Here is a 12555-nt window from a genome sequence, read left to right on the forward strand (position 1 = left end):
GCATGCCGCCGAACCTGCCCGATGTAGTGCTCTGGTCCATACCGGCCTTCGTCCTGCTCACTGTGCTGGAAATGGCCCTCCACCACTTCCACCCCGACGAGGACGCCGCCGGATACGAGGCGAAGGACGCCGTCACCAGCATCACCATGGGGCTGGGCAGCCTGGTCTTCGACCTGCTGTGGAAAGTGCCCATCGTCGCGATCTACACCGCGGTCTACGAACTGACCCCGCTCCGCGTCCCCGTGCTGTGGTGGACCGTCCTGCTGATGCTGCTCGCACAGGACTTCTTCTACTACTGGTCCCACCGCGGCCACCACGTCATCCGGATCCTCTGGGCCTGCCACGTGGTCCACCACTCCAGCCGGAAGTTCAACCTCTCCACCGCGCTGCGCCAGCCCTGGACCTCGCTGACCGTCTGGCCGTTCTACCTGCCGATGATCGCGTGCGGAGTCCATCCGGCGGCGCTCGCCTTCTGCTCGTCGGCCAACCTCGTCTACCAGTTCTGGGTGCACACGGAGCGCGTCGACAAGCTCCCCAGGCCCTTCGAGTACGTACTGAACACGCCCTCCCACCACCGGGTGCACCACGCGTCGCAGGGCGGCTACCTGGACCGGAACTTCGGCGGCATCCTGATCGTGTGGGACCGGCTCTTCGGGTCGTTCACCGCAGAGACCGAGCGGCCCGTGTTCGGGCTCACCAAGAACATCGACACCTTCAATCCGCTCCGCGTCGCCACCCACGAGTACGCCGCCATCGCCCGTGACGTGCGGAAGGCGGACAGCTGGAGCGAGCGGGCCGGGCGGATCTTCCGAGGGCCCGGCTGGCAGCCGGGCAGAACGGCCGCCCGTACGGCCGCCCCCGCCCAGGAGCGCACCGGATGAGCGCGGAGCCCGTACCGGACCGGCGGGAGCGTCTCGTACGACCGCTGTTCATCGCCTTCCTGGTGGCCTCGGCCGTCGACCTCGTCGGCCTGCTCGCCGACGTCCCGGCGGCCCACCTCGTCGCCAAGCCACTGCTGATGCCGCTGCTGGCGGGGTATGCCGCCGCCCGGCGCGGACCACGGCTGCTCATCGCGGCGCTGCTGTTCGGCTGGGGCGGCGACACGTTCCTGCTGGCCGACGCCGATGCCGCCTTCCTCGTCGGGATGGGCTCCTTCGCCGTTGGGCACGTCTGTTACCTGTGGCTCTTCGGACGGGCCCGCGGTTCGCTGCCCACCGGGATCGTGTACGCCGTCGTCCTGGTCACCTTCGTCGCACTGCTCTGGCCCGGGCTGCCCGCGGATATGCGGATCCCGATGACCGGCTACAGCCTGCTGCTCACGGCGATGGCGTACCGCGCCGGCACCCTCGGCAGGCACGCGGCCGTCGGCGGGGCGCTCTTCCTGCTCTCCGACGCGCTGATCGCCACCGGCATCGCGGACTGGCCGCAGCTGCCCGCCCCCGACTTCTGGGTCATGCTCACCTACATCGCCGCGCAGTTCCTGCTGACCGTCGGAGCGCTCGCACCAGGGTCTGAATGGGGCGGTGTCGCCGCCGGGGCGTACCGTGAACGGAGTACCAGCAGCTGAGATCGGCAAGGACCCCCACGCATGCGCGCCACCGTCATCCACGCCCCCCACGACATACGCGTGCAGGAGGTGCCCGACCCCGCGATCCAGCAGCCCACCGATGTGGTGCTGCGGGTCCTGCGGGCCTGCATCTGCGGCAGCGACCTGTGGGCGTACAGGGGCGAGTCCGCCCGGCAGCCGGGACAGCGCATCGGGCACGAGTTCCTCGGGATCGTCGAGGAGGCGGGCTCCGAGGTGGCCGGCTTCGCCGTCGGTGACCTCGTCGTCGCCCCGTTCGTCTGGTCCGACGGCACCTGCGCCTACTGCGCCGAGGGGCTGACGACCTCCTGCCCGCAGGGCGGATTCTGGGGCTCGGCCGGCTCCGACGGCGGGCAGGGCGAGGCCGTGCGCGTCCCGTTCGCCGACGGCACGCTGATCAAGCTCCCCGCCGCCGCGGCCGCCGACGACCACCTGCTCACCGCGCTCCTCGCCCTGTCCGACGTGCTCGGCACCGGACACCACGCCGCCGTCGGCGCGGGCGTGAAGCCCGGCTCCACGGTCGCGGTCGTCGGTGACGGAGCGGTCGGACTCTGCGGCGTCATGGCCGCCAAGCGGCTCGGCGCCGAGCGGATCATCGCGCTCGGCCGCCATCGGGCACGTACGGACATCGCCCGCACCTTCGGCGCCACGGACGTCGTCGCCGAGCGCGGCGAGGCGGCCGTCGAAGCCGTACGGGAACTCCTCGGCGGCGAGGGCGCGCACGCCGTGATCGAGGCCGTCGGCACCGAACAGTCGATGCGCACCGCCGTCGGGATCACCCGCGACGGCGGCTCCATCGGCTACGTCGGCGTGCCGCACGGCAGCGGCACCGGCCTGGACCTCGGCGTCATGTTCGACCGGAACATCGCCCTGCGCGGCGGCGTCGCCCCCGTGCGCACGTACATCCCGGAGCTGCTCCCCGACGTCCTGGCCGGCACGATCGACCCGTCGCCCGTCTTCGACCTGACCGTCGGCCTCGACGACGTCCCGGTCGGCTACAAGGCGATGGACGAGCGCATCGCGCTGAAGGTGCTCATCAAGCCGTGAGCCAGACGGCCGCGTCCGCCCCCAGCGGGCCGGGCGGGCGCGACCAGTCGGCGGGGGAGCCCTCGAAGGCGACCGGCGGCACCGCGTGCCGCAGCCGGCCCAGCGGGCCGTCCGTCTCCGTGAGCCACTTCTCCGGGTCGTACGACGGATCCGCGGCCGCTTTCGCTGCTGTCTCCGCATCTGCATCTGCATCTGCATCCGGCTCCCGGCGGGCCGGCAGCTCGTCGAGCAGCCAGGCGGCGGTACGGGCCAGCGAGAGCGTGACCAGCCGGGAGCCGCCCTCGTCGTGCTGCTCGGTCAGCGCCCGCAGCACGGCGGCGGCCAGCAGATAGCCGGTGGCGTGGTCGAGAGCCTGGGCGGGCAGCGCCCCGGGCGTGCCCCCGGGACCGGCGGCCTCGGCCGAGGCGATGCCGGTGGCCACCTGGACCAGACTGTCGAAGCCGCGCTGCCCCGCCCACGGACCGTGCCCCCAGGCCGAGAGCCGCCCGATCACCAGCCCCGGCCTGCGCGCGGCCAGGGCCCGCGGCGTGAGCCCGAACCGCTCGACGGAACCGGGCCGGTAGCCGATGACGACCACGTCCGCGTCGGCCAGCAGCCCGTCGAACGCGGCCGCGCCGGAGCGGCTGCCGAGATCCAGGTCCACCGACCGCTTCCCGAAGCCGGTGTCGCAGTGTGCGTCCGGGCTCTCCGGGAGCTGCGGGCGTCGATCCGCAGGACGTCCGCGCCGAGCAGCGCGAGCGTACGGGTGGCGACCGGCCCGGCGATGACCCGGGTGAGGTCCAGCACGCGCAACCCGGCGGCGGGCAGCAGCGGTTCACCGGCGAGTGCCGTCGTCCGGCGCACCGGAGCACCGTCGATACGGTCCCGGCCCACCAGCCCAGTGCCCGCGAGAGCCGCTCCCCGGGGGTCGGCCGCCCACCGGCCGGGCGTACGGGCGGCCACGGCCAGGCCGCCCGCCGCGTACACCGTCCGCTCGATCTCGTCGCTCGGGCGCCCGGCGAACGAGGCGGCGGCGGTCTCCACGGCGGTGTCGTCCGGGGCGTCCGCGGGCAGCCCCAGCGTGGCGAGCAACCGGGCCCGGTGGTGCGGGTAGTTGGCGTGCGTGCGCACCCAGCCGTCGGCTGTGCGCCAGAACCGGGACAGCGGGGCGAAGGTGGTCGCCGCGCGCCCGTCGATCCGCAGATGGCGCTCGCTGGTGAACGCCGTGGCCACCGCGCCGTCGTCGATCCGGACCCGCGGCACGGGGCGCGCGGTGCGGCGCGCGGCCAGTTCGGCGGCGGCCAGCGAGCAGACCGCGACGGCGGAGCGGGCCAGCTCCATGACGGGCAGCCGGGCGGGGAGCAGCCCGCCGGGGCCGCTTCGCGCGGGAGGCTCGATGTGCGCGAGGAGCGCGGGGTCACCGCCGAGCGCCGCCCACGCCTGTTCGGTGCCGGAGCTGTGTGCCTGGTTCATCCCCGCACTATGGCACTGAGTGCCACCGGGCGGGAAGGAGCCCCGGGAACGGCGCGGGAAGGAGCCCCGGGAACGGCGCGGGCCAGGGCCCGGAAGGCGGCGGGAGGGACCGGAAAGACGGCGGGAGGGACCGGCCGAAGACTCCGGACCGGCCCTCCCGCCGCGCCGCGTTCCGGCTACCAGCGGACCGCGTTCAGCGCGTTCACCACACCGGCGCCGTAGAAGCCGTTGCGGTTCTTGCCGCCCTCGCATACGGCGTCGATCTTGCCGTCACCGTCGATGTCGTACGGGGCTCCGCACGCGGTGGCGTCGGCCTCGGCGCTCAGCAGCGCCTTCACCGCGGCCGCCGAGGCGTGCGGGTGCGTCGACTTGATCAGGGCCGCGACACCCGCGACATGCGGGGAGGCCATCGACGTACCGGCCTTGTAGCCGTACTCGCCGTTCGGCAGCGTGGAAAGGATCAGACCGCTCGTGGCCGGCGGGGCGGGCGTCTGGTACGCCGTGGAGTCACCGCCCGGGGCCGCCACGTCGATGACGCCGTTCCCGTAGTTCGAGTAGGAGGCCTTCAGACCCTTGGCACCGGTCGCGGAGACCGTCACGACGCCCGGCAGCTGAACCGGGATGTCGAGGCACTCGCGAGGGTTGATCGTCCTGGTGACGGTCGTGCTGTCGTTCGGGCTCCCCGTGTCCTCGATCGCGTCGGAGGCCAGGTCGAAGCTGCTGTTGCCGGACGAGGCGATGTTGACCGTCCCCCTGCGCTCCGCGTACCGGGTGGCACGGGCGACCGCGTCGACCAGGGCGCCCTGGTCCGGGTCGTTCTTGCAGTTGAACATCCACGGGTCGGTGAAGTAGCTGTTGTTGGTGACATCGACATCGTGCTCGGCGGCCCAGACGAAGCCGCAGACGATCGACTCGGTGTAGAAGAAGCCGTCCGGGTTCGCCACCTTGATCCCGGCGACCTTGACGCCCGGCGCGACCCCGGTGACCCCGATGCCGTTCTTCGCGGCGGCGATGGTCCCCGCGACATGGGTGCCGTGGTTGCTCTCGCCGGGCTTCGAACGCCAGGCGCCGTCCGTGGTGTCCGGCGCCCCGGAGACGCAGTTCGCCGATGCCCGGCGGTCGAAGTTCGGCGCCAGGTCCGGATGGGTGTCGTCGACGCCCGTGTCGATGACCGCGACCGTCACCTTGCTGCTGCCCAGCGTCCGCTTGTGCGCCTGGTCCGCCTTGATGGCGGGCAGGTCCCACTGCAGGGGCTCCATCGGGTCCTGGTCACCCGTCGCCTTCGCCGACGCGGCCTTCGCCTGCGCGGCGGTGAGCGGCTGCTCGACCCCGGTGTCCGTGGTGGCCTGCGGAACGATGGGGCTGGTGCGGGTGGCACCCGCCGAATCGACGCCCCGGACCCGGCGGATCGACTTCGCGAAGTCCGGGTTCTGCGAGTGGACGACGATGACGCCGATCTGGTCGTAGGAGATCACCACCGTGCCGCCGGCCGCGGCTATCGCCTTCTTCACCTGCTTGACGGTCCCGTGACCGCCCCGCGTGTTGACCACGTACGAGAGCTTCGGGCCGTCCGTCGACACCGCAGCCGTGGGCTGCGCGTCCATGGGTTCGGCAGAGGCGGCCGCCGTCGGCAGGAAGCCGAGCGAAGCCGTGAGTGCCAATCCGACGGGCAACGACAGTGCGCGCGTCCGTCTGGATCCCAGATGAGCCATGGGGTCTCCACATCATCCGTGCCGGTCGACCGGACACCGGGCGTGTCCAGTCGCGTACATGACGAGTGAAGTTATCGCTGATCAACCCCGCTCTTCAATGATTTCGCGGGGCCGGGTTCGGCCGGACGGGCGGGAAACGGCGCGTGGGAGAAGTACGGCCCCGCGGTGAACCGCTTCGCCGCGCCCTCCGTGCCGTTGTCGGGGGAGGTGCAACGACACCCCCGACACCCGGCGTTCCCAGTGAGATCCACCGTCACCGACACCACCGCACCCGCGTCGCGAGGAGATTCCGTGGCTACCGATGCACCGCCGCCCGAAGCCAGTACGGACGCGCCCCCTGCCCAGCCCGACACCGAGGCGTTCGTCGCGATGCAGGAGAGCGGGGAGTTCGGCGAACTGCGCCGCGCCTACCGCTCGTTCGCCTTTCCGCTGACCATCGCGTTCGTCCTCTGGTACCTGCTCTACGTGCTGCTGTCCAACTACGCGGGCGGCTTCATGGGCACCAAGGTGTACAGCAACATCAACGTGGCCTTCGTGTTCGGCCTCGCCCAGTTCGTCACCACCTTCCTCATCGCCTGGTTCTACTCCCGGCACGCGGCCGCCGAGCTCGACCCGAAGGCCGAGGCCATCAAGTCCCGCATGGAGGCCGACGCATGAGCGCCGCGTACCACTCGCACACCGCCGTCCAGCTGGCCGCCACCTCCTCGACCACCGAGCACCGGCCACTGATCATCACGCTCTTCGCCGTGTTCGTCGCCGCGACCCTGGGTATCACCGTCTGGGCCGGCCGGCAGACCAGGAGCGCCTCCGACTTCTACGCGGGCGGCCGCCAGTTCACCGCCTTCCAGAACGGACTCGCGGTCTCCGGCGACTACATGTCCGCCGCGTCCTTCCTCGGCATCGCCGGAGCCATCGCCCTCTTCGGCTACGACGGCTTCCTGTACTCCATCGGCTTCCTCGTCGCCTGGCTCGTCGCCCTGCTGCTGGTCGCCGAACCGCTGCGCAACTCGGGCCGCTACACGATGGGCGACGTCCTCGCCTACCGGATGCGCCAGCGCCCGGTCCGTACCGCCTCCGGCGTCTCCACCATCATCGTCTCGATCTTCTACCTGCTGGCCCAGATGGCGGGCGCGGGCGTCCTGGTCTCCCTGCTGCTCGGCATCACCAGCGACGCGGGCAAGATCCTCATCGTCGCCCTCGTCGGCGTACTGATGATCGTCTACGTCACCATCGGCGGCATGAAGGGCACCACCTGGGTGCAGATGGTCAAGGCCGTGCTGCTCATCGCCGGTGCCCTGCTGATGACCTTCCTGGTGCTGCTGAAGTTCGACTTCAACATCTCCGACCTGCTGGGCACGGCCGCCGAGAAGAGCGGCCACGGAGCGGCGTTCCTGGAGCCCGGCCTCAAGTACGGTGCCACCGGCACCTCGAAGCTGGACTTCCTCTCGCTCGGCATCGCCCTGGTCCTCGGTACCGCCGGCCTGCCGCACATCCTGATCCGCTTCTACACGGTGCCGACCGCCAAGGCCGCCCGTAAGTCGGTCAACTGGGCCATCGGCATCATCGGCGCCTTCTACCTGATGACGATCGCCCTCGGCTTCGGCGCCGCGGCCCTCATCGGCCCCGACGAGATCAAGGCGAAGAACCCGGCCGGCAACGCGGCCGCACCGCAGCTCGCCGAATACCTCGGCGGGGTCGGCACCACCGGCGGCGCCGTACTGCTCGCCGTGATCTCGGCCGTCGCCTTCGCCACCATCCTCGCCGTCGTCGCGGGACTCACCCTCGCCTCCTCGTCCTCCTTCGCGCACGACATCTACGCCAACGTCATCCGCAAGGGAAAGGCCACCGAGAAGGAGGAGATGCGGGCGGCCCGCTGGGCCACCGTCCTCATCGGCGCGGTCGCGATCGTCCTGGGCGCCTTCGCCCGCGACATGAACGTCGCCGGACTGGTGGCGCTGGCGTTCGCCGTCGCCGCCTCCGCCAACCTGCCGACCATCCTCTACAGCCTCTTCTGGAAGCGGTTCACCACCCAGGGCGCCCTCTGGTCGATCTACGGCGGCCTGGCGAGCTCGGTGATCCTGGTGCTGTTCTCGCCGGTCGTCTCCGGCAACCCGAAGACGTCGATGTTCAAGGGCGTCGACTTCGCCTGGTTCCCGCTGGAGAACCCCGGCCTGATCTCCATCCCGCTGGGCTTCCTGCTCGGCTGGGTCGGCTCCCTCCTCTCGAAGGAGGAGCCGGACAAGGGCAAGTACGCCGAGCTGGAGGTCAAGTCCCTCACCGGCGTCGGAGCACACTGAGCGAGCGGCGCCACAGGCGCCTGCCGCTCCGCGGCCGTGTCGTAGGGTCCTACGACACGGCCGCGCCGCACCTCGTGCCAAACGGGCCCCGCCGATGTCACAGCTCTCGCGTAGTCTCGGAAGAGTCAGCCGGAAGGGCCGGACGGAGAGCGGAATCGGCACCGGGAAGCAATCGGGGGAGGGGGCCCACGTGCTCATCGACACCTACGACCGGGTAGCCACCGACCTGCGCGTCTCGCTGACCGACCGGTGCAATCTGCGGTGCACGTACTGCATGCCGGAAGAGGGCCTGCAATGGCTGGCCAAGCCCGATCTGCTCACCGACGACGAGATCGTCCGGCTGATCGACATCGCCGTCACCCGGCTCGGCATCACGGAGGTCCGCTTCACCGGCGGCGAACCGCTGCTGCGCCCCGGGCTCGTCTCCATCGTCGAGCGGTGCGCCGCCCTCGCCCCGCGCCCCCGGATGTCGCTCACCACCAACGGCATCGGCCTGCGGCGCACCGCCGCCGCCCTCAAGGCCGCCGGGCTCGACCGGGTCAACGTCTCGCTGGACACCCTGCGCCCCGACGTCTTCAAGACCCTCACCCGCCGCGACCGCCACCACGACGTGCTGGCCGGCCTCGAAGCCGCCCGCGAAGCCGGACTCACCCCCGTCAAGGTCAACACCGTCCTGATGCCGGGGCTCAACGAGGACGAGGCCCCCGAGCTGCTCGCCTGGGCCGTCGAGCACGGGTACGAGCTCCGCTTCATCGAGCAGATGCCGCTCGACGCCCAGCACGGCTGGAAGCGCGACGGCATGATCACGGCAGGCGACATACTGCGCTCGCTGCGCACCCGCTTCACTCTCACCGAGGAGGGCGCCGGGGAGCGCGGCTCCGCCCCCGCCGAGCGCTGGCTCGTCGACGGCGGCCCCCACCGGGTCGGCGTCATCGCCTCCGTCACCCGCCCCTTCTGCCGGGCCTGCGACCGCACCAGGCTCACCGCCGACGGCCAGGTGCGCACCTGCCTCTTCGCCCGCGAGGAGACCGACCTGCGCGGCGCCCTGCGCTCGGACGCGTCGGACGAGGAGATCGCCCGGATCTGGACGCTCGCGATGTGGGGGAAGAAGGCCGGATCAGGCCTGGACGAGCCGTCCTTCCTGCAACCGGACCGGCCGATGTCGGCGATCGGCGGCTAGGGTCTGGGATATATTTCGCCGTGCCGAATCAGCGGGTGTCAGCTTTCACCCGATGCCGAGCGGCACGAAGGGCCCGACCCGGGAGGCACCCCGAGCCAGACCCTCCGATGCAGTTCACAAGCCCGGTCGCCCAACTGTCGACCGGGCTTCTGCGTATGCAGCTCCGGTCGCGACCGTCTCGTGTGTGGGGACTGCTACTGCATGAACTGCCCCACAGCGGCAATGATCGCCACGAACAGCCCTGCCATCGCCAGACAGACCTGCCACCTCTCGGCATCGGTCCACCTTCGCCTGCGAGGCTTCACATCGCTTTGATCACTCACAGCTCCTCCTCGTTCGTCCAGCAGCCCCGCTGAACGGCCTTGTCCGTCAGCGAGCCTGCCCCGAGGAACGATGCGGAGCGCGCACGAAGTCTGTCACGAGTACCGGGGAGGGGTGCACCGGAACCCCGTGATTGATCTGAGCTTTTCTTGAGCTTCGGAGCTCCGCGCTAGGGCGCGTCCGGTCCCGGTCCGCGGGACTCCCACTCCGTCAGGGTCACGACCTCCTTGAGGAAACTCCTGACGTCCAGGAACGAGGAGAGGTGCTCCCGGTGTTCCTCGCAGGCCAGCCAGGTCTTGCGGCGCTCCGGGGTGTGCAGCTTCGGGTTGTTCCAGGCGAGCACCCATACGGCGTCGGCCCGGCAGCCCTTGGCGGAACAGATCGGTGCGGCGGCGGAGTTCCCGGCCGCGGTTTCAGGGGAGTTCACGGACTCAACCCTAGGTCAGTGCGGATGCGGGCCCTCGGTCCGGCCGGGCTCATCAGACGGCCAGGGCGCTCCCCGGGCGGAGAAAAAACGACGCCGAGCAGCCACGGGGGGAGCTGCCCGGCGTCGGTCCGTCGCTCCGACGGGGGATGCGGAGCGCCTACGAAGTATGTCACGCAGACCGGGGTGCGGTGCCCGTAACTTCATGAATGATCTGAGGTTTTCTTGAGCCTACGGTGCAGTGCGCACCCAACCGGGCTCAGGCCGATTCCCCGCCGCGGCGCACCCCGTCGCCCTCCGGACCGGGGTCCGCGGCACCGGCCACCGGCGCCGCGTCGAGCACCGGCCGCATCGGCGCCGGCACGAAGGTGGAGGGCAGCGAAGGGGTGTTCTCCCGGCCCGCGTTGGCGATGACCACGGCCACGTACGGAAGCAGCACCCCGAGCGCGAGCGCCACGATCGCGACGTACCGCTCCACGTTCCACAGCACCGCGGCCAGGACCACCGAAACCGTCCGTACGGACATCGAGATCACATAGCGCCGCTGTCTGCCGCGCACATCGTCCGCGAGCCCCTGCCGGGCCCCCGTGATCCGGAAGACCTCGCCGCCGCTCTGCTTCCGCATCACGTCTCCCTCACCCTTCCCCCAGTGCCTCGCGGGCCGGGGGACACCTCATTCCCGCACCGGAGCTCCCCGGACCGGACCGCGAACCACGGTACGCCCGGCGGTCCGAGGCTTCGAGGCCGGGGCGCACTCTGTTCGTACATATCGGTATCCGCGCCCCACGTACGGCCCCCTCCGGCATGCGGCGCTCGGCCCGCGGGCCGAGACTGGGCGCACATGCGCGACATCGCGTCGCACGAGGAGGCGACATGGGCTGGTTGTGGGCAATCATCGTGGGCCTGGTGCTCGGTCTGATCGCGAAGGCGATCCTGCCCGGCAAACAGAACATCCCACTCTGGCTGACGATCATTTTCGGCATCATCGGCAGTGTCCTCGGCAACGCCGTCGCCACCTGGATCGGTGTCAACGACACCAAGGGCATCGACTGGATCCGCCATCTGCTCCAGCTGATCGGCGCGGTGGTCGTCGTCGGCGTCGGCGACATGCTGTGGGCCTCGATCCGCGGCACCAAACACAGGACCTGAACCACCGGGCACACAGAGAACCGCGGCCGGACACGCGTGACGCGTGTCCGGCCGCGGTGTCGACGCGGTCCGGGATCAGCCGGTGACCTCGACGGCGGCGAGGTTCTTCTTGCCCCGGCGCAGCACCAGCCAGCGCCCGTGCAGCAGTTCCTCGCGGGCCGGTGCGCTCTCACCGTCCGTGACCTTGACGTTGTTCACGTACGCGCCGCCCTCCTTCACCGTGCGGCGGGCGCCCGACTTGCTCGGCGCCAGGCCGACCTCCACCAGGAGGTCCACCAGCGGGCCCAGCTCGGTGACCTGCGCGTGCGGCACCTCGGACAGTGCGGCGCTCAGCGTCGCCTCGTCCAGCTCGCCGAGCTCACCCTGACCGAAGAGCGCCTTCGACGCGGCGATGACCGCGGCGCACTGATCCGCACCGTGCACCAGCGTCGTCAGCTCCTCGGCCAGCGCGCGCTGCGCCGTCCGGGCCTGCGGACGCTCCTCGGTGACCTTCTCCAGCTCCTCCAGCTCCGCGGGGCTGAGGAAGCTGAGGACGCGCATGTACCGCGAGATGTCCCGGTCGTCCACGTTCAGCCAGAACTGGTAGAACGCGTACGGCGTCGTCATCGCCGGGTCCAGCCAGACGGCCCCGCTCTCGGACTTGCCGAACTTGGTCCCGTCCGCCTTCGTCATCAGCGGCGTCGCCAGCGCGTGCACCTCGGCGCCCGGCTCCAGACGGTGGATCAGGTCGAGACCCGCGGTGAGGTTGCCCCACTGGTCGCTGCCGCCCTGCTGGAGGGTGCAGCCGTAGCGCCGGTACAGCTCCAGGAAGTCCATGCTCTGGAGCAGCTGGTAGCTGAACTCGGTGTAGCTGATGCCCTCGTCGGACTCCAGCCGCCGGGCGATGGACTCCTTGGTCAGCATCTTGTTGACACGGAAGTGCTTGCCGATGTCCCGGAGGAACTCGATCGCGGACATGCCCGAGGTCCAGTCCAGGTTGTTCACCATGACCGCCGCGTTCTCGCCCTCGAAGGACAGGAACGGCTCGATCTGGGACCGCAGCCGCGTCACCCAGTTGGCGATCGTCTCCGGATCGTTGAGCGTGCGCTCCGCGGTCGGCCGCGGGTCACCGATCTGACCGGTGGCCCCGCCCACCAGGGCGAGCGGCCGCAGACCGGCCTGCTGGAGCCGGCGCATGGTGAGCACCTGCACCAGATGGCCGACGTGCAGACTCGCCGCGGTGGGGTCGTAGCCGCAATAGAAGGTGACGGGACCGTCCGCGAGAGCCTTGCGCAGTGCGTCCTCGTCAGTGGACTGGGCGAACAGCCCACGCCACTTCAGCTCGTCGACGATGTCCGTCACGGTTCCGGTGCTCCTCATGATGAATCGGGGAAAGAAGTTTTCCCGCC

11 protein-coding genes and 1 pseudogene are annotated in these 12555 nt (G+C 70.7%); 7 read left to right on the top strand and 5 right to left on the bottom strand.

The features are described from left to right. Nucleotides 1–2 precede the first annotated feature (2 nt). From EES42_RS13705 to EES42_RS13715, 3 genes are read left to right on the top strand one after another with little or no spacing between them, the layout of a single operon-like run. Nucleotides 3–881, top strand: coding sequence for a sterol desaturase family protein (locus EES42_RS13705; RefSeq protein WP_124718403.1), 879 nt, complete (start codon nt 3–5; stop codon nt 879–881). Then, nucleotides 878–1567 (top strand): lysoplasmalogenase, encoded by a 690-nt coding sequence (locus tag EES42_RS13710; RefSeq protein ID WP_124718404.1) that lies wholly within the window; start codon nt 878–880, stop codon nt 1565–1567. Before EES42_RS13705 ends, EES42_RS13710 begins: the two co-directional genes overlap by 4 nt. A gap of 21 nt (nt 1568–1588) precedes the next feature. Continuing rightward, a complete protein-coding gene (locus tag EES42_RS13715; protein WP_124718405.1) occupies nt 1589–2632 on the top strand; it encodes a zinc-dependent alcohol dehydrogenase family protein in 1044 nt (347 codons plus the stop codon). Here the strand turns inward: EES42_RS13715 and EES42_RS13720 are convergent. Together EES42_RS13720 and EES42_RS13725 are read right to left on the bottom strand one after the other, a co-directional pair. After that, nucleotides 2622–4084 (bottom strand): annotated as a pseudogene (locus EES42_RS13720) (CoA transferase). The gene EES42_RS13715 and the pseudogene EES42_RS13720 overlap by 11 nt on opposite strands. Before the next feature lie 176 nt (nt 4085–4260). Next, nucleotides 4261–5796 carry a S8 family peptidase gene (locus EES42_RS13725; protein WP_124718406.1) on the bottom strand — a complete coding sequence of 512 codons (1536 nt, stop codon included), beginning with the start codon at nt 5794–5796 and terminating at the stop codon, nt 4261–4263. Between the two features lie 291 nt (nt 5797–6087). Between EES42_RS13725 and EES42_RS13730 the strand changes: the two genes are divergently transcribed. From EES42_RS13730 to moaA, 3 genes are all read left to right on the top strand, one after another. After that, complete coding sequence (locus EES42_RS13730) at nt 6088–6453, top strand: DUF485 domain-containing protein (protein WP_124718407.1); 366 nt, start codon at nt 6088–6090, stop codon at nt 6451–6453. Continuing rightward, nucleotides 6450–8093 carry a solute symporter family protein gene (locus EES42_RS13735; protein WP_124718408.1) on the top strand — a complete coding sequence of 548 codons (1644 nt, stop codon included), beginning with the start codon at nt 6450–6452 and terminating at the stop codon, nt 8091–8093. Before EES42_RS13730 ends, EES42_RS13735 begins: the two co-directional genes overlap by 4 nt. A gap of 190 nt (nt 8094–8283) precedes the next feature. Beyond that, nucleotides 8284–9273 carry a GTP 3',8-cyclase MoaA gene (gene moaA / locus EES42_RS13740; protein ID WP_241196369.1) on the top strand — a complete coding sequence of 330 codons (990 nt, stop codon included), beginning with the start codon at nt 8284–8286 and terminating at the stop codon, nt 9271–9273. A 490-nt stretch (nt 9274–9763) separates the two neighbouring features. Here the strand turns inward: moaA and EES42_RS13745 are convergent, their stop codons facing one another. Together EES42_RS13745 and EES42_RS13750 are read right to left on the bottom strand one after the other, a co-directional pair. Beyond that, nucleotides 9764–10021 carry a hypothetical protein gene (locus EES42_RS13745; protein ID WP_124718409.1) on the bottom strand — a complete coding sequence of 86 codons (258 nt, stop codon included), beginning with the start codon at nt 10019–10021 and terminating at the stop codon, nt 9764–9766. A 256-nt stretch (nt 10022–10277) separates the two neighbouring features. After that, on the bottom strand, nt 10278–10643 hold the full coding sequence (locus EES42_RS13750) for a DUF3099 domain-containing protein (protein WP_124718410.1): 366 nt from the start codon (nt 10641–10643) through the stop codon (nt 10278–10280). Nucleotides 10644–10891: 248 nt separating this feature from the next. Here EES42_RS13750 and EES42_RS13755 point away from each other — a divergent pair, with 248 nt between their 5' ends. Further along, entirely contained in the window at nt 10892–11167 is a 276-nt protein-coding gene (locus EES42_RS13755) for a GlsB/YeaQ/YmgE family stress response membrane protein (RefSeq protein ID WP_124718411.1), read from the top strand. 75 nt (nt 11168–11242) lie between these two features. Here EES42_RS13755 and tyrS read toward each other — a convergent pair whose 3' ends face one another. Further along, nucleotides 11243–12508 (bottom strand): tyrosine--tRNA ligase, encoded by a 1266-nt coding sequence (gene tyrS, locus EES42_RS13760; RefSeq protein WP_124718412.1) that lies wholly within the window; start codon nt 12506–12508, stop codon nt 11243–11245. Nucleotides 12509–12555 lie beyond the last annotated feature (47 nt).

The sequence above is a fragment of the Streptomyces sp. ADI95-17 genome (assembly GCF_003846175.1).
In the GTDB taxonomy this organism is placed as follows: domain Bacteria; phylum Actinomycetota; class Actinomycetes; order Streptomycetales; family Streptomycetaceae; genus Streptomyces; species Streptomyces sanglieri.